Annotated in this window: 17 protein-coding genes; 4 read left to right on the plus strand and 13 right to left on the minus strand. The window is 71.5% G+C overall.

Translation table 11 applies throughout. The features are described from left to right. Positions 1–4: 4 nt before the first annotated feature. From galK to galT, 3 genes are read right to left on the minus strand one after another with little or no spacing between them, the layout of a single operon-like run. Entirely contained in the window at positions 5–1192 is a 1188-nt protein-coding gene (gene galK / locus ACIQMX_RS31115) for a galactokinase (RefSeq protein WP_402483047.1), read from the minus strand. Then, positions 1189–2169, minus strand: coding sequence for a UDP-glucose 4-epimerase GalE (gene galE / locus ACIQMX_RS31120; RefSeq protein WP_363067340.1), 981 nt, complete (start codon positions 2167–2169; stop codon positions 1189–1191). Before galE ends, galK begins: the two co-directional genes overlap by 4 nt. After that, on the minus strand, positions 2166–3209 hold the full coding sequence (galT, locus tag ACIQMX_RS31125; RefSeq protein ID WP_402483050.1) for a galactose-1-phosphate uridylyltransferase: 1044 nt from the start codon (positions 3207–3209) through the stop codon (positions 2166–2168). Before galT ends, galE begins: the two co-directional genes overlap by 4 nt. Positions 3210–3443: 234 nt before the next feature. Between galT and ACIQMX_RS31130 the strand changes: the two genes are divergently transcribed. Beyond that, the gene (locus ACIQMX_RS31130) at positions 3444–5114 is read left to right on the plus strand and encodes a sodium:solute symporter family protein (RefSeq protein WP_363067336.1); all 1671 of its coding nucleotides are present in this window, start codon (positions 3444–3446) and stop codon (positions 5112–5114) included. A gap of 15 nt (positions 5115–5129) precedes the next feature. Next, entirely contained in the window at positions 5130–5426 is a 297-nt protein-coding gene (locus tag ACIQMX_RS31135) for a hypothetical protein (RefSeq protein ID WP_363067334.1), read from the plus strand. A 36-nt stretch (positions 5427–5462) separates the two neighbouring features. Here ACIQMX_RS31135 and ACIQMX_RS31140 read toward each other — a convergent pair whose 3' ends face one another. Next, the gene (locus ACIQMX_RS31140) at positions 5463–6158 is read right to left on the minus strand and encodes a LuxR C-terminal-related transcriptional regulator (RefSeq protein ID WP_363067332.1); all 696 of its coding nucleotides are present in this window, start codon (positions 6156–6158) and stop codon (positions 5463–5465) included. 211 nt (positions 6159–6369) lie between these two features. On the opposite strand from ACIQMX_RS31140, the gene ACIQMX_RS31145 reads away from it, so the two are divergent. Beyond that, positions 6370–6816, plus strand: a complete 447-nt coding sequence (locus ACIQMX_RS31145) for a hypothetical protein (RefSeq protein ID WP_363067330.1) — start codon at positions 6370–6372, stop codon at positions 6814–6816. A 71-nt stretch (positions 6817–6887) separates the two neighbouring features. On the opposite strand, the gene ACIQMX_RS31150 is transcribed toward ACIQMX_RS31145, so the two are convergent. From ACIQMX_RS31150 to ACIQMX_RS31165, 4 genes are all read right to left on the minus strand, one after another. Continuing rightward, entirely contained in the window at positions 6888–8774 is a 1887-nt protein-coding gene (locus tag ACIQMX_RS31150; protein WP_363067328.1) for a PQQ-binding-like beta-propeller repeat protein, read from the minus strand. Positions 8775–8887: 113 nt separating this feature from the next. Beyond that, on the minus strand, positions 8888–10714 hold the full coding sequence (locus ACIQMX_RS31155; protein ID WP_402483055.1) for a PQQ-binding-like beta-propeller repeat protein: 1827 nt from the start codon (positions 10712–10714) through the stop codon (positions 8888–8890). Positions 10715–10979: 265 nt separating this feature from the next. Then, complete coding sequence (locus ACIQMX_RS31160; protein WP_402483057.1) at positions 10980–12749, minus strand: PQQ-binding-like beta-propeller repeat protein; 1770 nt, start codon at positions 12747–12749, stop codon at positions 10980–10982. Positions 12750–12945: 196 nt separating this feature from the next. Beyond that, positions 12946–14763, minus strand: a complete 1818-nt coding sequence (locus ACIQMX_RS31165) for an ABC-F family ATP-binding cassette domain-containing protein (RefSeq protein ID WP_363067322.1) — start codon at positions 14761–14763, stop codon at positions 12946–12948. 194 nt (positions 14764–14957) lie between these two features. On the opposite strand from ACIQMX_RS31165, the gene ACIQMX_RS31170 reads away from it, so the two are divergent. Then, positions 14958–15608, plus strand: coding sequence for a lipoprotein (locus ACIQMX_RS31170; protein ID WP_363067320.1), 651 nt, complete (start codon positions 14958–14960; stop codon positions 15606–15608). A 127-nt stretch (positions 15609–15735) separates the two neighbouring features. Here the strand turns inward: ACIQMX_RS31170 and ACIQMX_RS31175 are convergent, their stop codons facing one another. From ACIQMX_RS31175 to ACIQMX_RS31195, 5 genes are all read right to left on the minus strand, one after another. Next, entirely contained in the window at positions 15736–16641 is a 906-nt protein-coding gene (locus ACIQMX_RS31175; RefSeq protein ID WP_363067318.1) for a 4-(cytidine 5'-diphospho)-2-C-methyl-D-erythritol kinase, read from the minus strand. Next, entirely contained in the window at positions 16638–17510 is an 873-nt protein-coding gene (gene rsmA / locus ACIQMX_RS31180) for a 16S rRNA (adenine(1518)-N(6)/adenine(1519)-N(6))-dimethyltransferase RsmA (RefSeq protein ID WP_363067316.1), read from the minus strand. Before rsmA ends, ACIQMX_RS31175 begins: the two co-directional genes overlap by 4 nt. A gap of 3 nt (positions 17511–17513) precedes the next feature. Next, complete coding sequence (locus ACIQMX_RS31185) at positions 17514–18749, minus strand: ubiquitin-like domain-containing protein (protein ID WP_402483061.1); 1236 nt, start codon at positions 18747–18749, stop codon at positions 17514–17516. Between the two features lie 114 nt (positions 18750–18863). Beyond that, positions 18864–19730 carry a TatD family hydrolase gene (locus ACIQMX_RS31190; protein ID WP_402483064.1) on the minus strand — a complete coding sequence of 289 codons (867 nt, stop codon included), beginning with the start codon at positions 19728–19730 and terminating at the stop codon, positions 18864–18866. A 48-nt stretch (positions 19731–19778) separates the two neighbouring features. Further along, the gene (locus ACIQMX_RS31195; protein ID WP_363067312.1) at positions 19779–20159 is read right to left on the minus strand and encodes a hypothetical protein; all 381 of its coding nucleotides are present in this window, start codon (positions 20157–20159) and stop codon (positions 19779–19781) included. Positions 20160–20193 lie beyond the last annotated feature (34 nt).

Raw genomic sequence — 20193 nt, forward strand, 5'->3', positions numbered from 1 at the left:
CGGCTCAGACGAGCCGGCGGGCTCCCGCGGACGGCACCGCGGGGAACACGCCCGGGGCCGCGTACCCGGCTGCGGCGAACGCCTCCTGCACGGACTTGGCGACCGTGTCGGCCTGCGACTCCTCGACGAGCACGATCGCCGAACCGCCGAATCCGCCTCCGGTCATCCGCGCGCCGAGCGCGCCGGCGGCGTTCGCCGCCTCGACGACCAGGTCCAACTCCACGCAGGAGACCCGCAGATCGTCGCGGAGCGAGACGTGGCCCGCTGTGAGGACCGGTCCGGCCGCACGGACCCGGCCCGCGTCGAGCAGCCCGATGACCTGCTCGACGCGCTGGTTGTCGCCGACCACATGGCGCACGTAGCGCACGACGGACTCGTCGGCGCCGGACGCGGCCAGCGTGTCGAGCGCGGTGCCCAGTTCCGCGTACGGGAGTTCGCGCAGGGTGCGGATGCCGAGCAGACGGGCACCCTCCTCGCAGCCGGCCCGCCGTTCCGCGTAGGCGCCGTCGCCCAGCGCGTGCTTGACGCGGGTGTCGACGACCAGGAGCCGCAGCCCCTGGGCGGCCAGGTCGAAGGGGACCTGGCGCTGGGTGAGGTCACGGGTGTCCAGGTGCAGGGCGTGCCCGTCGGTGCAGCAGGCCGACGCCATCTGGTCCATGACGCCGCACGGGACGCCGACGAACGCGTTCTCGGCGCGCTGGGCGAGGACCGCGAGCTCGGCGGCGGTGAGTCCGAGGCCGAAGAGGTCGCTCAGAGCCAGTCCGGTCACCACTTCGAGCGCGGCGGACGAGGAGAGCCCGGCGCCGGTGGGGACGGTGGAGGACAGCTGGATGTCGGCACCGGTGATCTCGTGGCCGGCCTCGCGCAGCGCCCAGACGACACCGGCCGGGTAGGCCGCCCAGCCGTGGCCCGCATGCGGCGCCAGCTCGTCGACGCGGAGCTGGACGACGCCGCCCGGCACATCGGTGGAGTGCAGCCGCAGCTCGCCGTCGGTGCGGCGGGCGACGGCGGCCCGTGCGGTGTGCGGCAGCGCGAGCGGCATCACGAAGCCGTCGTTGAAGTCGGTGTACTCGCCGATCAGGTTGACCCGGCCGGGGGCGGCCCAGACTCCTTCGGGGGCGGTCCCGTAGAGCTCGGTGAAGGAGGCGGTGAGCTCGGTCGGGGAGGCGTGCTGCTCAGCGTGGTCGGTCATGGTGCGGTGGGCTCCTCTCGGCGGGCGAACGTCCATGCGTCGGTGACGATTCCGGCCAGGTCGGCGCGGGACGGCTGCCAGCCGAGCCGCTCCCTGGCGGTGGCGGCGGAGGCGACGAGCACGGCCGGGTCGCCGCCGCGGCGCGGGGCCGCGGTTTCGGGCACCGGGTGGCCGGTGACCTGGCGGACCGTCTCGATGACCTCGCGGACCGAGAAGCCGTTGCCGTTGCCGAGGTTGCAGATCAGGTGCTCGCCCGCGGTGGCGGCGTCGAGGGCCAGCAGGTGGGCCTCGGCGAGGTCGGCGACGTGGATGTAGTCGCGGACGCAGGTGCCGTCGGGGGTGGGGTAGTCGTCGCCGTAGACGGAGATCGACGCGCGCCGGCCGAGCGCGACCTGGAGGACCAGCGGGATCAGGTGGGACTCGGGGCTGTGCCGCTCGCCGCAGTCGCCGTAGGCGCCCGCCACGTTGAAGTAGCGCAGCGAGACGGCGGCCAGGCCGTGGGCGGCCGCCTCACCGGTGATCATGTGGTCGACGGCGAGCTTGGTGGCGCCGTACGGGCTGGTCGGGGCCGTGGGGTCGGTCTCGGTGATGGGGCTGGAGACCGGCTCGCCGTAGGTGGCGGCGGTGGAGGAGAAGACCAGGGTGCGCACCCCGGCGTCGCGCATCGCGGCGAGCAGGGCGGTGGAGCCGCCGACGTTGTTGACCCAGTACTTCTCCGGGTCGGCGACGGACTCGCCGACCTGGGAGTACGCGGCGAAGTGCAGCACCCCGTCGTAGGAGGAGTCCAGCCACTTGGCGGCGTCCTGGATGCGGCCCTCGATGAACTCGGCACCGGCCGGGACGCCCTCGCGGAAACCGGTGGAGAGGTCGTCGAGGACGGTGACGGTGTGCCCCGCCTCCAGCAGGTGCTGGGCGACCACACTGCCCACGTATCCCGCGCCGCCGGTCACCAGGTACTTCTTCGGGGACTTGCTCACTCGCTCGCTACCTCTCGCAGTCGCTGGGCCGCGGTCTCCGGCGGCACGTCGTTGATGAACACGCTCATGCCGGATTCGGAACCCGCGAGGAACTTCAGCTTGCCGGAGGTACGTCGGATGGTGAAAAGCTCCAGATGGAGCGCGAAGTCCTCCCGCCCCTCGACTCCGAACGGCGCCTGGTGCCAGGCGGAGATGTACGGGGTCGGCGGCTCGCCGGGGCCGAAGATCCGGTCGAATCGCCTCAAGAGTTCCAGATAGACCTGTGGGAATTCCGTGCGGGCCGCCTCGTCGAGCTCCCGCAGGTCGGCGACGCGGCGGCGCGGGTACAGATGGACCTCGTACGGCCAGTGCGCGGCGTACGGCACGAAGGCCACCCAGTGCTCGCCGGCCAGCACGATCCGTGAGCCGTCGGCCTCCTCGCGGGCGACGAGGTCATCGAAGAGGTTGCCGCCGGTAGCGGCGCGGTGGTCCGCCGTGGAGCGGAGCATCAGCTCGGTGCGCGGGGTGACGAAGGGGTAGCCGTAGATCTGGCCGTGCGGGTGGCCGAGCGTGACGCCGATCTCGGCGCCCCGGTTCTCGAAGCAGAAGACCTGCGTGACCTGGGGGAGCTCGGCGAGCTCGGCGGTGCGGTCGGTCCACGCCTCCAGGACGAGTCCGGCCTGTTCCTCGGTGAGGTCGGCGAAGGAGGCGTCGTGGTCGGAGGTGAAGCAGACGACCTCGCAGCGGCCGGAGTCGCCGGCGAGCGAGGGGAAGCGGTTCTCGAAGACGGCGACGTCGTAGTCCGGCTCCGGGATCTCGCTGTGCCGGTCCTCCTGCGAGGGGCAGAGCGGGCACTCGTCGGCCGGGGGGTGGTAGATGCGGCCCTGGCGGTGCGAGGCGATGGCGACGCTGTCGCCGAGGAGCGGGTCGCGGCGGACCTCGGAGGAGGTCGAGACGGGATCCAGCGGGCGCCGGTCGACCGCGTCGCGCACGACGTCGTCACGGCTGTCGTAGTAGATCAGCTCCCGGCCGTCGGCGAGCGTCGTAACCGTCTTCTTCACCAGACTCCTCCCAAACAGAACCGCACACAATGAACCACAAATCAACAGGCGCGTCAATGAGTCGGAGGCGGCGGGAGTGGCGAGGATCTCGGGGGCCCGGAGAGGGTTGAGGCCGCTCTTTTGGGCAACACGATCACAATCCAACAAAGAACCTCATCGGAAGTGTTCATTTCCTGAACACAAGAGCGTAGTTTCCTTCGGGTTCAGTTCGCGCAACGAAGCGAGTACCCCCACATGCAATATCTGGCTGCAGGGCTCCGGCTCCCCACGAACGGGCTCGACTACACGATCCTGGCGATCTACTTCGTCGTCGTACTCGGCATCGGCTTCGCCGCTCGAAGGAGCGTGAGGACGAGCCTCGACTTCTTCCTGTCCGGACGGTCACTGCCCGCATGGGTGACCGGCCTGGCCTTCGTCGCGGCGAATCTCGGCGCCACGGAGATCCTCGGCATGGCGGCGACCGGCGCGCAGTACGGCGTCGCGGTCGTCCACTGGTACTGGATCGGCGCCATCCCGGCCATGGTCTTCCTGGGCCTCGTGATGATGCCCTTCTACTACCGGTCGAAGGTGCGCTCCGTACCGGAGTTCCTGCTGCACCGCTTCGACAGGTCGGCACATCTGCTCAGCTCCATACTCTTCGCCTTCTCGGCCGTGCTGATCGCGGGCGTCAACCTGTACGCCCTGTCGATCGTCGTGGAGGCGCTCCTCGGCTGGCCGCAGTGGGTCGCGATCGTGGTCGCGGGCCTCTTCGTCCTGATCTACATCACCATCGGCGGGCTCTCCTCCGCGATCTACAACGAGGTCCTGCAGTTCTTCGTCATCCTCGCCGCGCTGATCCCGCTGACCCTGCTGGGCCTCAAGCGCGTCGGCGGCTGGGACGGACTGAGCGACTCGCTGGAGTCCAGCCACGGTGCGAACTTCATGACCGCCTGGGGCGGCACCGGCATCGGTGACGCCAACCCGCTGGGCGCCAACTGGCTGACGATCGTCCTCGGCCTGGGCTTCGTGCTCTCGTTCGGCTACTGGACGACGAACTTCGCCGAGGTGCAGCGCGCCCTGTCCGCGAAGAACCTCTCCGCCGCCCAGCGCACCCCGCTGATCGCCGCGTTCCCGAAGATCTTCATCGTGTTCCTCGTGATGATCCCGGGCCTGGTCGCCGCCGTGGTCGTGCCGAACATCGGCGCCGCCGGCTCGGACACGACCTACAACGACGCGATCCCGCTGCTGATGCGGGAACTGCTGCCCAACGGTGTGCTCGGCATCGCGGTGACGGGTCTGCTGGCCGCGTTCATGGCGGGCATGGCCGCCAACGTCTCCTCGTTCAACACCGTGTTCACCACGGACATCTGGGCGCGGTACGTGAAGAAGGACCGGTCGGACGCGTACTACCTGGGCTTCGGCCGCAAGATCACGGTGATCGGGGTGCTGGCCTCCATCGGCACGGCGTTCATCGCCTCCAGCTTCTCCAACATCATGAGCTACCTCCAGACGCTCTTCTCCTTCTTCAACGTGCCGCTGTTCGTGGTGTTCATCATCGGCATGTTCTGGAAGCGCGCCTCGATGAAGTCCGGTGTCTGGGGCCTGCTGGCGGGCACCACCGCCGCGATGGTCAACTACTTCGTGATCTACAAGCAGGGTGTCATCGACATCCCCACCGACCAGGGCGCCAACTTCGTCTCCGCGATCGTCGGATTCGTCGCCGGCGCGGTCGTCATGGTCGCCGTCACCCTGTTCACGGCCCCCAAGCCGGAGGCCGAACTGGCCGGTCTGGTCTACGGAACCGAGTCGCCGGAGGCCGACGAGCTGCCCGAGGAGGGCGACGACGCCTGGTACCGCAGGCCCGCGCTGCTGGGCTGGGGCGCGATCGTGCTCGCCGCCCTGTGCTACGTCCCCTACTCGTTCTGATCGGAGTCACCCACCATGTCCGACCTGCACAAGGAAGTCTCCGATCTGGAGAAGAAGTCCGCCACGGCGGCCCGGCTGTTCGACATCCGGACGATCATCGGCGGTCTCTTCGTGGTCTACGGGGTCATCGTCACCATCGCCGGGATCAGCCCGTCCGACGCGGACCTGAAGAAGGCCGAGGGCGTCCACATCAACCTGTGGACCGGTATCGCCATGCTGGCCCTGGGGCTGTTCTTCCTGGGCTGGATGAAGCTGCGCCCGGTCCAGCCGCCGGCCGCCGCGCCGGACACCACGCAGACGCCGGGTAACTGACGCGCGCTCAGCAGATGGGGCAGGGGCCGGACACCGTCAGCCGACGGTGTCCGGCCCCTGCGGCGTCTCCAGCGCCGCCCGGTCCAGCAGGCCGGTACGGGCGGCGAGCGCCGCCGCCTCCAGCCGGGAGCCGACGCCCAGTTTCATCAGCACACGCTGCACATGGGTACGGGCCGTGCTGGGCGCGATCCGCATACCGGCCGCGATCAGCCGGGTGTCCTCGCCCTCGGCGACCCGGACCAGGACCTCGACCTCGCGCGGGGTGAGCACCTGCAGCAGCCGCCGGCCCTCGTCGTCCGGCTGCGCCGCCGGGTTGAGCAGCTCGGCGAAGGCGCCCTGGAGCAGCTGAGGCGCGATCGCCGCCTCGCCGGCGCGCACCTTGGCCATCGCCCGCTCGACGCCTTCGATGCGTTCGTCGTGCCGGACGTACCCCGCGGCGCCGGCCGCGAACGCCGCCGCGATGCCGCGCGGACTGGGCACGGGGCCGAGGACCACCACGGCGGTCTGCGGGCGCTCGCGCCTGATCCTGACGACCGGGTCGAAGGTGCCCGGTTCGGCGGGTGCCGCCGTGCCGAACAGGCAGATCTCCGGAGCCCTGCTGACGACCAGTTCCGCCGCCCCGGCGGTGGGCGCGGCGGCGGCGAGCACGCGGTGGCCGCGCAGTTTCAGTGCCGAGGCGAGTGCCTCCGCGAGCAGTCGATGGTCGTCGATCACCATGAGCCGCACACCCATCGGGCGCTCCCCCTCTCACCGGCAGGCCCCCCGGCCCTCTACAGACCCGGCAAGTTACACGCTTGTTCGAGGCGGCGGGCGCATTGGCGGGCAGAAGGATCGAGATAGCCGACTTCGGGTGCTTTGAGGGCGAGTTGATGGCTCATCATGGCCGGATACTGACTGTTGTAATCTTCCTGCCGACCTATCCGGATCACTTTCTGGGGGAATCTTGCGTCTCAAGAAGACTCTGCTCGTCTCTGCCGCCACGTGCGCCGTGCTGGCGGGGCCCGCGTTCACCGGGACGGCCGCCGCCGCCTCCAACGTCACGGGCGAGGACGTCTCCACGACGTGGGGATACGCCGAGGTACAGGCGGCCTGGCGGCTGAATCCGTACAAGCTCGACCCGCTCTACCTGTACGTGAAGGACAAGGCCGCCGACGGCCACTCGGTGGGCGTACGGCTGATCACCACCGGCGACGCCGGCACCCACTACTTCCCGATCCACCGCGTCTCCACCGGCGCAGGAACCGCGTGGGGCGCGACCAGCTACGCCAACCCCGGTGGCTGGATCAGTACGGCACGGATCGAGCTGTGCCAGATGGAGGGCACCACGATCCTGAAGTGCGTGTCGTCGGGCATCATGCACCCGGCCTACGACGACAGCAGCAACTCCTGACCCGGCACGGGTGAGGCATGCGTGAGGGGGTGGAGCCGGCCCGGCTCCACCCCCTCACGCATGTCCTGGGGTCAGTTCGTGCTGAACGAGACGACGAGGTACTCCTTGTCGCCCAGCGAACTCTCCCGCGGCTTGCTGACCATCGTCTCCGAGATGAACAGCTTGCCGCCGCCGTAGATGTACTCGGCGTAGTCCGGGGAGAAGCTGGTCTCCGCGTCCCGGACGGACTCGTCGCCCGGGTTGTCCATCAGCACGGTCGACTTGAAGGTCGCGCCGTCGATGGAGACGATCTGGCCGCCCTTGTCGTAGGGGGGCTCCTTGTACGCGATCAGGTTGCCGCCGTCCATGCGGACCGGGAACATCGAGTAGCGGTCGCCGGCGTCGGCCCGGTCGCTGGTCGGCTTGCCGGTGGTCAGGTCGAACGACACGATCTCGTTCGTGTTGCCGTACTCCCCGGTGCCCTCGTGCTCCTCGGTGGGCACGTAGATGCGGTTGTTGCCCACGGCGAGGTGCTGGCAGCTCTCGACCTTCGTGGCGCGGCAGCTCGCCGCGTACTTCTCGCCGTCCGCCGCGATCCGGGTGAGCAGCTTGCCGCTGGCCGCGTCGATGGAGAAGAAGTCCGAGATGCCGCTGCCGTCACCGGCGGTGTCGCCGACGTCGGCGGCGACGACCAGGGGCTTGGTGGAGACGATGCTCGCGTACTCGACACCGGTCGGCATCTTGTACGAGGAGAGCGGGGCGCCCGACGTCGGGTTCAGGGCCTGGATGATGAGCTGCGGGTCGTCGTACGTCCCGCACTTGCGGACCACGGCGAGTGCGTCGCCGCCGCCGTACCCCTTGTCGTAGCAGCCGTCGGTGCTGACCTTCGGCTTCCAGCGCTCGGCGCCGGTGTTCAGGTCGAAGGCCGCGCCGCCCTCGGTGCCGCCCGCGGCGACCGTGCTGCCGCTGAGCGTGACCTCGTCGAACCGGACCGGGCGGTCACCGCCGGTGGAGGCGGTGACCGGCTTGTTCCACATGAGCTTGCCGGTGTTCAGGTCGAGGGCGCCCACCTGGTTGCAGCTGGGGTACTTGTTGGCCGCGGACCGCTTGGCCTCCTCGAAGACGATGGCCGTCTTGAAGTCCTTGCTCATGTGCCGGGAGGTGGCGCACACCTGGCCGTCCAGCGGGATCGACCAGAGCTTGGTGCCCTTGGCCGGGTCGTAGCCGACGATCTCGTTGACGCCCGTCTTCACGTACGCCTTGTCGGTCAGCCAGGAGCCGGAGACCGTGGTGACATCGGTGACCTTGGGCTGCGGGAGCTGGAAGCCGACGCGGGCCTTGGTGTCGGCCGGGGCCTTCTCCTTGCCGCCGCCGCCGATGCCACTGCTGCTGCCCGAACCGCCCTTGTTCTCACCGGTGGTGCCGGCGGAGCTGACCGCCTCGTCCTTCTTCTTGTCGTCGTCGCCGCCACTGGAGGCGAACCAGACACCGGCGCCGACGATCAGCACCACGGCGACCGCCGCGGCGACGATGATCTGGGCCTGGCTGGAGAACTTCTTCGGCCCGTTGCCGCCGGGCTGCTGCGGCGCGTACGGCTGCTGCATCGGGGTGGTCGGGTAGCCGTAGCCCTGCTGCGGCGGCTGGCCCTGCGGGAAGCCGTACCCCTGCTGCGGCTGGCCCTGCGGGGGCGTCTGCGGGAATCCGTAACCGGGCTGCGGCGGCTGGCCCTGCGGGTAGCCGTAACCGGGCTGCTGCTGCGGCGGGCCCGCGGGCGGCGGGGTGCCGTAGCCGCCGGGGGCCGGGGGCGGCGGGGTCGCCGGCTGCTTGCCGAACGGGTCGGCGGGCGGCGGCGTCGGAGCGCCGAAACCACCGGGCGGCGGATCCTGGGGCGCGCCGAAACCACCGGGCGGCGGATCCTGGGGCGCGCCGAACCCGCCCTGGGGCGGGTCGTTGGGCGGCGGCTGGGGCGGCTGCGTCATGGCGTTGCGTACCTCTGGAGAAGGGGGAATCGGTCGGTGGGCCGGATCCGGTCGCGGACGGGTCTGCCGCCGCCCTCGACCGGTGGTGTTCCTTCGGGTGCCGTGGGGAGCTGTTACTTGCCGAAGGCCATCATGGTCTTCGTCTCCAGTTCCTCTTCGTCATTGCTCGCACTGATCCGCCCGCTGACGATGAACGAACGGCCGCCCGCGTAGAGCACGTCCTCGTCCCAGAAGGAGCTCTCGATCTGTGCCGTCGACGCCGGGTGCTGGAGCACCATCCTCGGGGTGCCGCCGGAGGGGGCCAGGGTGGCGATCCCGCCGCCCTTGTTGTAGCCGGCGTCCACGTAGAGGAGCACGTCGGCGCCCTCCATCCGCAGCGGCTTCATGGTCTGCTCGGCCGGGGCCTTCGCCTTCCACTTGGTCCTGCCGGTGTTCAGGTTGAACGCGACGACCTGGTTGTTGCGGCCGGTACCGCTGGTGTCGTCCTGCGTCGCCATGTAGAAGGTGTTGGCGTCGGCCGCGACGCCGGTGCAGCCGTCGAGGCGCTGGCCGAAGACGGCGAACCCGCCACCGCAGTCCGGGGCGAACTTGTCGCCCTTGTCGCTGATGATCTGGGAGCGGAGCGTGCCGTTCTCCCGGAGCGCGAGGATGCTCCACTTCTTGCTGTCGCCGCTGCCCTTGGTCAGCGACACGATGAGAGGACTCACCGAGTAGACCTTGTCGACCTCCCAGCCACGTGCGGGCTTGTAGGTCCACCGGGGCTTGCCGGTGGACGGGTCGAGCTGCTCGATCTGCTGCTGCGGGTTGTCGAGGTCGTCGGTACGGCAATTGGTGGCGGCGATCAGCTTGGCGCCGCCGGCGAAGGCGAACGGCTGGCAGATGCCGGTGCGCTTGCCGAACAGCTCCTTGCCGTCGCTCACCCGGAACGCGTTGGAGGCGCCGGTGCGGCCGACCGTCACGGTGTTGCCGCTGATGGCGAGGGAGATGTCCGACATCAGGTCGAAGAGCCCGCTGCTCTTGACCGGCTTCTTCCAGCCCGCCTTACCGGTGTTGAGGTCGATCAGCTGGAGGTCGGAGCAGTCGGCCTTGTCGGACGTGCCGTTCTTGACCCCGATGACGATCCTGCCGTCCGTGGTGGTCTGCGCCGGGGCGGCGCAGATGTCCGCGGGCAGCTTCAGCGTCCACTTCTGCTTGCCGTCGGCCACCGAGTAGCCGGAGACCGTGCGGTACATGCCCTTGACGATGGTGTCGCCGACGATCCACGGCCCGTACACGTCCGCGCCGTTGCGGGGCAGGTCGACGTCGTTCTTCTGGAGCCAGAGGACCTTCGCCTCGCCGGGCTGGCGCGCGCCGTTCAGGTCGTCGCTGCCCTCACGGCCGGTTCCGTCGCCGTCGCCCTCGTCGACGGTGGGCGAGGCAGTCGGCTTCTGGACCTCGCCGCTCTTCTTCGCCACGGGCTTCTTGTCGTCGTCGTCCCCGCCCGACAGCAGGAAGACACCGCCGCCGACGACCAGGAGCGCGGCGACCGCAGCCGCGATGATCACGGCGGGCTTGCCCTTGAACGGGTTGCGCCCGCCGGGCCCCGTCGGCCCGGCGGGGGCCGGTGCGCCGGGGTACTGCTGCTGCGGGTAGCCGTAACCGGGCTGCTGCGGCTGGCCGTACGGGCCCGTCTGCTGCGCGCCGTACGGGCCGGGCTGCTGCGGCGCGCCGTAGGGGCCGGGCTGCTGCGCGTACGGGCCGGACTGCTGGGGGTAGCCGTAACCGGCCGTGGGCGGCTGCTGGGGGTAGCCGTAACCCGCCGGGCCGGCCGGCGCCTGGGGCGGCTGCGCGGGCGGCGGGGTCTGCGGCGGGCCCTGGGGCGGCTGAGGAACTCCCTGCGGCGGATCCTGCGGAGCGCCGAAGCCTCCCTGCGGCGGTTGCTGGCTGGGCGGCTGGGTCATCAGCGCGTCCCCCTTCATGCGGTCCGGTGCCCGGTCCGGACTCCCCCGCGATCGCGCCGGGGCCCCGGAAGTCGGCGAAGACTCCCCGGATTTCCAGCGAAATGGAGCGAATCGGGCATGGATCCCGCAGTGTTACGTCAGTCGAGCGGGGCTTCTTTGTACCACCCGGCCCGGCATCGGCTCCGGTTCGGTCCACCCCTGTTCCCAAGGGAGAACCGCCCCGTGATGCCGTCGTTACGCCTAATCCGCCGTCAGCTGCGGCAGGTCAGTTGCCGAAGGCGGCGACCGAGCGCGTCTCGATCTCCTCGTCGTCCATCCCGCTGATCCTCGAATGCGTAAGGAAGCTGCGCCCGTCCACGTACGCGACGTGCACTTCGTAGAAGGCGCGCTCGACGACGGCGGCCGCCGCCGGGTGCCGCAGGACCATCTGCCAGGCACCGCCGGTGGACGGGACGGAGGCGATGCCGCCGCCCTTGTTCTTGGCCGCCGCGAGATACATCAGCAGCTTGCCGCCGTCGGTGCGCAGCGGGGTGAGGGGCTGGGCCACCGGAGAGCTGATGGCCCACTTGAACTTTCCGGTGGTCAGGTCGAAGGCGGCGACCTTGTTGCCGTCGCCGGCCTTGAGGTCGACGGCCCCGGTCGCCATGTAGAACGTGTTCGCACCGGCGGCCACCCCGACGCAGCTGTCCAGGTTGGAACCCTGGACGCGCCGGTCCTTGTCGCACTTGCGCAGGAAGTTGCCCGGTCCGCCGGAGAGCTGGGTGCGGTAGGTGCCGTCGGCGTTGAGCACGAGGACACCCCACTTCTCCTTCTCCGCCCCCTGCGTGAGCGAGATGACGACGGGGTCGGCGGAGTAGATCTGCTCGACCTGCCAGCCCTTCTTCACCTTGTACGTCCACTGCACCTTGCCGGTGGCGGGGTCGATCCGCTGCACCTGGTGTTCCTTGTGGTCGTCCGCGGCGGTCTGGCAGCTCGCCGCGGCGATCGCCACGGGCCCGCTGGCGAAGCCGAACGGCTGGCAGTTGCCGGGCAGCTTCCCGAACAGCACCTTGCCGTCGCTGACCCGGAACGCATCGGTCCTGCTGGTGCGCCCCACGGTCACGGTGTCGCCGTTGACCGACATCGCGAGGTCGGAGAGCCCGTCCCAGGCACCGTCGCGGACGTACGCCTTGCGCCAGCCGAGCTTGCCGGTGCTCAGGTCGACCATCTGCAGGTTCTCGCAGGAGGCGTCGCTGGCGGTGCTCGCCTTGATGCCCAGGACGATCTTGCCGTCGGCCGTGGGCTGCGTGGGCGCCGCGCACACGTGGGTGGGCAGCCGCAGGTTCCACTTGAGCGTGCCGTCGGCGACCGAATAGCCGGTGATGTGCTGGTACATGGCCGTGACGACGGTGTCGCCCGCGAACCAGGGGCCGTAGACGTCCTCGCCGCCCTCCGGCAGATCGACGCCGCTCTTGCGGAGCCAGAGGAGCTTCGCCTCGCCCGGCTTGCGCGCCGCGTTGATCTCGGCTGCCTCCTCGCGGGGGGTGACCGTACCGTCGTCGTCGGTGTCGCCCTTGCCGTCGCCCTGGTCCAGGGTCGGCGCGGGGGACGGCGGCGCGGAGCTGTGGCCGCCGTTCGCCGTGGGCTTCCCGTCGTCGCCGGTGGCGAGCCAGATGCCGCCGGCCAGGAGCACCACCGCGAGCAGGCCGCCGAGGAGCATCCCGGTCCGGCCGCGGAACCGGCCGCCGCCCCGCGGTCCGCCGGGCGGCGGGGGCTGCGTCGGAGGCTGCGTCGGGTAGGCGTGGCCCGGTTGCGGCTGCTGGGGCGGGTAGCCGTAACCGAAGCCCTGCGGCGGCTGGTTGTACGGGCCGGGCTGGTTGCCGTACGGGCCGGGCTGAGCACCGTAGGGACCGGCCGGCTGCTGCGGGGCGGGCTGAGCGCCGTACGGACCGGCCGGCTGCTGCGGGGCGGCCGGTGGCGGATACGACCCGGGCGGCGGGTCGTAAGGAGCTCCGAACCCACCCTGCGGCGGCTGCTGTCCGGGCGGCTGGCTCATCGGCCCGTCCCCCTGTTCCGTTGTCGTTCCGTCGGTGCCTGTGGTGCGCGGTGGTCCGGCCGGTGTGCGCCGGGCAAGGTTTCTTTGTACCACCCGCCCCACAGACCCCATCGGCCACACCGGTCACGGCAGTTGCACAGGCCGGTCACGGCAGTTGCACGGGCCGCGCGGCAAGGCGCTCCGGGACGGGGGCCGCTCAGGCGTCCTCGGCCAGCTCCAGCCAGCGCATCTCCAGCACATCGCGTTCCGCGACGAGTTCGCGCAGTTCGGCGTCGAGCTTCGCGACCTTCTCGAAGTCCGTGGCGTTGTCGGCGATCTGGGCGTGCAGCGTCGTCTCGCGGGTCGACATCTTGTCGAGCTGCCGCTCGACCTTCTGGAGTTCCTTCTTCGCCGCGCGTGCCTCCTGCGGCGAGACGCCCGGCGCCGGGGCGGCGGCCCGGGAGGCCGCGGCGGGTGCGCTCGCCGGGGTGGCTTCCGCCGCCCGCTGCGTCCTGCGCTCCAGGTACTCGTCGATGCCGCGTGGCAGCATCCGCAGCGACTTGTCGCCGAGGAGAGCCAGCACCTTGTCCGTGGTCCGCTCGATGAAGAACCGGTCGTGCGAGATCACGATCATCGAGCCGGGCCAGCCGTCGAGGAGGTCCTCCAGCTGGGTCAGGGTCTCGATGTCGAGGTCGTTGGTGGGCTCGTCGAGGAAGAGGACGTTCGGCTCGTCCATCAGCAGCCGCAGGATCTGCAGCCGGCGCCGCTCACCGCCGGACAGGTCGCCGACGGGCGTCCACTGCTTCTCCTTCGAGAAGCCGAACTGCTCGCAGAGCTGGCCCGCGGTCATCTCCCGGCCCTTGCCGAGGTCGACCCGGTCGCGCACCTGCTGCACGGCCTCCAGCACCCGCAGGTTCGGGTTGAGCTCCGCGACCTCCTGGGACAGGTAGGCCAGCTTGACGGTCTTGCCGACGACGATCTTCCCGGCCGCGGGCTGCGCATCGCCCTGCGTGCGGGCGGCCTGTTCCAGCGCCCGCAGCAGTGAGGTCTTGCCCGCGCCGTTGACCCCGACCAGGCCGATCCGGTCGCCGGGACCGAGCTGCCAGGTGAGGTGGGTGAGCAGCGTCTTGGGGCCGGCCTGGACGGTGACGTCCTCCAGCTCGAAGACGGTCTTGCCGAGCCGGGCGTTGGCGAACTTCATCAGCGCGCTGGTGTCGCGCGGCGGCGGCACGTCGGCGATCAGTTCGTTGGCGGCCTCGATGCGGTAGCGCGGCTTGGACGTACGGGCGGGGGCGCCGCGCCGCAGCCAGGCCAGCTCCTTGCGCATCAGGTTCTGCCGCTTGCCCTCCTCGGTGGCGGCGATCCGCTCGCGTTCGGCCCGGGCGAAGACGTAGTCGCTGTAGCCGCCCTCGTACTCGTGGACCGTGCCGCGCTGGACGTCCCACATGCGGGTGCAGACCTGGTCGAGGAACCACCGGTCGTGGGTGACGCAGACCAGCGCCGAGCGGCGGGCGCGCAGATGTCCGGCGAGCCAGGAGATGCCCTCGACGTCGAGGTGGTTGGTCGGCTCGTCGAGGACGATCAGGTCCTGCTCGGCGATGAGGAGCTTGGCCAGCGCGATCCGGCGGCGCTCACCGCCGGAGAGCGGGGCGATGACGGTGTCCAGGCCCTGCTCGAAGCCGGCCAGTTCGAGACCGCCGAAGAGCCCGGTCAGGACGTCACGGATCTTGGCGCTGCCCGCCCACTCGTGGTCGGCGAGATCGCCGATGACCTCGTGGCGGATCGTGGCCTTCGGGTCCAGCGAATCGTGCTGGGTCAGGACGCCGAGACGCAGTCCGCCGTTGTGGGTGACCCGGCCGGTGTCCGCCTCCTCCAGCTTGGCGAGCATCCGGATGAGGGTCGTCTTTCCGTCCCCGTTACGGCCGACGACACCGATCCGGTCGCCTTCGGACACGCCGAGGGACACACCGTCGAGCAGCGCACGGGTGCCGTACACCTTGCTGACCTGCTCGACATTGACGAGGTTGACGGCCACGAACGCTCCAGCTCGAAGGAGAAACACTGACCTTCAGCGTAGTCGCCATGGCGTCGGTCTCCTGACGAGCGCCCGCTCACCTGTACGGGCGGTGCCGGGCGGGGCGCTCCCGCGGACACCCCGGTGCGGTACCTTGCCCGAATTGATCAAGGCCCGGGGCCGGTCCCCGGGTGAGACCCGGGGTGGGGAACTTCATGACACGACGTACGGTTCGCGGGCTGGCGCCCGTCCTGCTGGCAGCCGCGGTGCTGACCGGCTGCTCGTCGGGGTCCGGCGAGGTCGCGCAGTCGGACACGAAGCCGGGCGGCGGCCCGTCGGGGACGAAGGCGACGGCGGAGGCGTCCGCGGCCAAGGGCGGCACGGTCGGGGGCCCGGGCTCCGTGTGCAAGCTGCCCGTCGTCCTCGACACGGCACAGCACTGGACGGCGGAGTCCGTGGCCGCCGGCGAGCCGGGCTCGGACTTCGCCGAGCTGGGCGTCCAGGGCCCGGTCACCCTGGTCTGCGAGATCGACGCGAAGCCCGCCGGGCACATCGGGTTCCTCCGGGTGTGGCAGGGCGACGACGGAGCGAGCACGGCGCGCCAGGCCCTGGAGGCCTTCGTGAAGGCCGACACCAACCCCTCGAAGATCACGTACACGCAGACCACGGCCGGGAAGCTGTCCGTGACCGAGGCCAGCTACACGATCCACGACGACCTCCTGGACGAGTCGCGCCCGAACCGCGCCTTCGCCGTCGCCACCCCGGACGGGCCGGTCGTGGTGCATCTGGGCGGGCTGGACGCGGCGGAGCACAAGGGCATGCTGCCGGCCTTCGAGCTGGCGAAACGGAGCGTGCGGCTCGGCTGAGGCCGTACACGGAGCGCCGTTGCCCTCGCCGGAGCGCCGTACGCCACCCACCTGCACGGACAGCGTCCTGTGCAGCCCCGGAGAGGCAGCCGTGCGGACCGTGACCGTGCTGACGGCGATCGATGGCCTACGGCCGCTGAATCGCCGCCCCCGGCGCCGGTGACGACGCGATCCGGGCGGTGCGGCAGGTCCCCGAGGCGAGCAGCGCGTCGGCGATGGCGCGGGCCGTCGCCTCGTCCTCGGTGAGGAACGCGGTGGTCGGCCCGGAGCCCGAGACCAGCGCGGCCCGTGCGCCGGCGACGGTGCCCGCGGCCAGGGTGTGGGCCAGCGAGGGCCGCAGCGACAGGGCCGGGGCCTGGAGGTCGTTGCTGAGGACTCCGGCGAGGGCGGCGGTGTCGCCGGTCCGCAGGGCGTCCAGCAGCCGGGCGGACACGACGGGTTCGGGCACGTGCGTGCCCTCCGTGAGCCGGTCGAACTCGCGGTAGACGGCCGGGGTGGAGAGGCCGCCGTCGGCGACCGCGAAGACCCAGTGGAAGGTGCCGCCGACCTCGACCGGGGTGAGCTGCTCACCGCGGCCGACCCCGAGGGCCGCCCCGCCGACCAGGCTGAACGGCACATCGCTGCCCAGCTCGGCGCAGATCTCCAGGAGCTCCTCGCGCGAGGCGCCGGTGGACCAGAGCGCGTCGCACGCCAGCAGCGCCCCGGCCGCGTCCGCGCTGCCGCCGGCCATGCCGCCCGCGACGGGGATGTCCTTGGCGATGTGGAGGTGGACATCGGGTGCGATGCCGTACCGCCCGGCGAGCGCCGTCGCGGCGCGGGCGGCGAGGTTGGAGGCGTCCAGCGGTACCTGGGCGGCGTCCGGGCCCGAGCAGGTGACGCTCAGCCGGTCGGCCGGGGTGGCGGTGACCTCGTCGTACAGGCCGACGGCGAGGAAGACGTTGGCGAGGTCGTGGAAGCCGTCGGGGCGCGCGGCGCCGACGGCGAGCTGCACGTTGACCTTGGCGGGTACCCGGACGGTGACGCTCGCGCTCATGCGGTGGGCTCCGACTTGTTCTCGGCGATGGCGGCGAACTCCTCGACGGTGAGGGCCTCGCCGCGGGCCTGCGGCGAGATCCCGGCCGCGACCAGGGCCGCCTCGGCGGCGGGGGCGGAGCCCGCCCAGCCGGCCAGGGCGGCGCGCAGGGTCTTGCGGCGCTGGGCGAAGGCGGCGTCGACGACCGCGAAGACCTCGGCCTTGCTCGCCGTGGTGGCGACGGGCTCGGTCCGGCGGACCAGTGACACCAGCCCGGAGTCGACGTTCGGCGCGGGCCAGAAGACCTTGCGGCCGATGGAGCCGGCGCGCTTGACGTCGGTGTACCAGTTGGCCTTCACCGACGGCACGCCGTAGACCTTGTTGCCGGGCCTGGCGGCCAGCCGGTCGGCGACCTCGGCCTGCACCATGACCAGGGTCCGCTCGATGCTGGGGAAGCGGTCGAGCATGGTGAGCAGCACGGGCACGGCGACGTTGTACGGAAGGTTGGCGACCAGCGCGGTCGGCGGCGGGCCCGGCAGTTCCCGTACGAGCATCGCGTCCGAGTGGACCAGGTCGAAGCGGTCGGCGCGCTCCGGCATCCGGGCGGCGACCGTGGCCGGCAGGGCGGCCGCCAGCACGTCGTCGATCTCGACCGCGACGACCCGGTCGGCCGCCTCCAGCAGCGCCAGGGTCAGCGAGCCGAGACCGGGGCCGACCTCCACCACCACGTCGTCCGGGCGGACCTCCGCGGTGCGCACGATACGGCGGACCGTGTTGGCGTCGATGACGAAGTTCTGACCGCGCTGCTTCGTGGGGCGCACGCCCAGCGTCGCGGCCAGCTCGCGGATTTCTGCGGGGCCCAGGAGGGCGTCGGGCTCTGTGGTGCTCACCTGTTAAGCGTACGGGCTGTCGCCAGGGCCGTTCGCGCGTGCCGGACCCCGCGATCCCCAGCCGGCCGTCCCGGCCGCACGCGGGCCGGTGCCTGCCTTCACGACCTGGCTGACGGGTTCCCGTACGACCTCGGTGGCCAGCACCCGGGGCTTCTGCTGGACGCCGTTGACGGTCCGCAGGGCGTACATGACCCGGCGCGAACCGTCCCGGCCCTCCCGCTCGACCACTTCGGTGCCGGCGGCCAGGGTCCCGTCCCCGGACCGTTCCACGGCGTACGGCAGCAGTTCCTCGCGCACCACCCTGGTCGTTGCGATCCGGAGGACGGAGACCGTCTGGCCCTCGCGGGGGAAGCTGTCCGGGGCCACGGACGTGGTGTCCTCGCCGTGCAGCACGACACCGGCCCGGGCGACGGCCTCGCGGACGGTGGCGGCGTTGGTGCGGACGGTGTGCTCGCGGCCGTCGGCCATCACGGTGACGGTGCGCTCGGTGCGCACGTCCAGCGTCAGCCCGGTGCGCCCGATCGGGGCGGCCCGGGGGACGGAGAGGTAGGCGCCGTCGGCCCGCACGCCGAGGCGGCGCAGCGCGGCGCCGACGGTGGGCTCGGAGGTCCAGACGCGGCGCCGGACCCCGTCGAGCGTGAGCGTCACCGGGCGCGGGCCGCCGACCGTGACCACGTCCCCGTCGCCGAGGCGGGCGGCGGGGGCCGGCGACACCGCCGTGCCGTCACCGGCGTCGACGCCCTGTTCGGCGAGGAGTTCACCGACGTCGTCCGCGAAGGTGTGCAGGGTGCGGGGCTGCCCGTCGACGTCCAGCGTCACCGCCTTGTCCTCGGCGACGAACGCGGTGGTCCCGCCCGCCAGGAACGCGACCACGAGGGCCTGCGGCACCAGGCGGCGCAGCTGCTCGGGCCCGACGGTCACCCGTCGCCGCCGGGCGCCGCGCCGCGCCGCGGACCGGCCGCCGGGGGCCGGCACGGGGAGCGCGGTGACCGTGGGGTCCTGCGCGGTGCGGCCCGGACCGTACGGGCCCCCGCCGGCCTGCGCGGAGCGGGCCGGACCGCCGGTCGGGAGGTCCACGACGGTCGGGGGGTGCCGGGGCCACGCGGCGAGCGTCAGCGCCTCGTGCGGCGGTACGGGGGACGGGCCCGGCACGACGACGGTGGCGGGCCCGCGCGTCCCGGACGGCGCCGTACGCCCTCTCCCGCGTGCTGCACGGTGGCTGCCCTGCGAATTGCTCACGACGCTCGCTCCAGAAGGTCCGTACCGCCCGGCTCACTCTTGGCGCCCGGGACGATAGCCGAGCGGGCGTGACTCTCCAAAGCGGCGCGACCACGCACCGTCGCGAAAGGCCGGTCAGTAGTCGAACGCGCGCGCCGTGTTGGCGGCGATCGCCGATGCCAGGGTGTCCTCGTCGACGCCCCTGACCTCGGCCATGGCGCGGAGCGTGACCGGAATCAGGTACGGGGCGTTGGGCCGTCCGCGGTACGGGGCCGGGGTGAGGAAGGGTGCGTCGGTCTCGACCAGGACCAGTTCGGCCGGCGCCACGGCCAGTGCGTCACGCAGCGGCTGGGCGTTCTTGAACGTCATGTTGCCGGCGAAGGACATGAAGTACCCGGCGTCCGCGCAGATCCGGGCCATGTCGGCGTCGCCGGAGTAGCAGTGGAAGACGGTCCGCTCCGGGGCGCCCGCGTCGGCCAGGATGCGCAGCACATCGGCGTGCGCCTCGCGATCGTGGATGACGAGCGCCTTGCCGTGCCGTTTGGCGATCTCGATGTGGGCCCGGAAGGACTCCTCCTGGGCCGCCATGCCCTCGGGGCCGGTCCGGAAGTAGTCGAGTCCGGTCTCGCCGACGCCGCGCACGTGGTCCAGCGCGGCCAGCGCGTCGATCTCGGCGAGCGCCTCGTGGAGCGCGGCGGTCCCGCCGCCCTCGCGGGCGCCCTGCCGCGACCAGTTGTCCGGGTCGCCGTGCACGATGCGCGGCGCCTCGTTGGGGTGCAGTGCGACGGCGGCGTACACACTCGGGTGCGCGGCCGCGGTCTCCGCCGCCCAGCGCGAGCCCTTCACGTCGCAGCCCACCTGGATCACGGTCGTCACGTTCACGGCGGCGGCCCGGGCGAGGCCCTCCTCGACGGTGCCGTCCTGCATGTCCAGGTGGGTGTGCGAATCGGCGACCGGCACCCGCAGGGGCTCGGGCAGCGGCGGGGCTTCGGAACGGCTCATGGCCACGATCGTACGAGGACCGCGGCCGGGAGCGTCACCGCGCGGGGGTCACCTGCGGTGGAACGGGTGGAGCAGGTCGGAGAGGTGCCAGTGGTGGTCGCCGCCGGAGGCGACGGTCGCGGCCACGGGCTCCTCCGGCTCGGTGCCGGCCTCCGTGTCGACGGCCGGCCGGCGGTTCTGGAGCAGCTGCTGCACCGTGGAGACCCGGCCGGCGCGCATGATCCGGACGACGTGCCCGCCGCAGTTCGTGCAGGTCGGTGTCGAAAGCGGCGACGGCACACGTTCACCGTCCGCCTTGTAGATCACGAATGCGTGGTTCGAGGTGTCGACGTGGTGCTCTATTTCGTAGGCCTGTTCCCAGCCGTATCCACACCTCATGCAGGCGAAGGCATACGCCTCGTGCACGGTGGTTGCTGCGATCTCGCTCATGCCTGCTCCTCTTGTCCGCCGGACAAGCACTCCG

Origin of the sequence: Streptomyces sp. NPDC091416 (genome assembly GCF_044756845.1) — a bacterium.
In the GTDB taxonomy this organism is placed as follows: Bacteria; Actinomycetota; Actinomycetes; order Streptomycetales; family Streptomycetaceae; genus Streptomyces.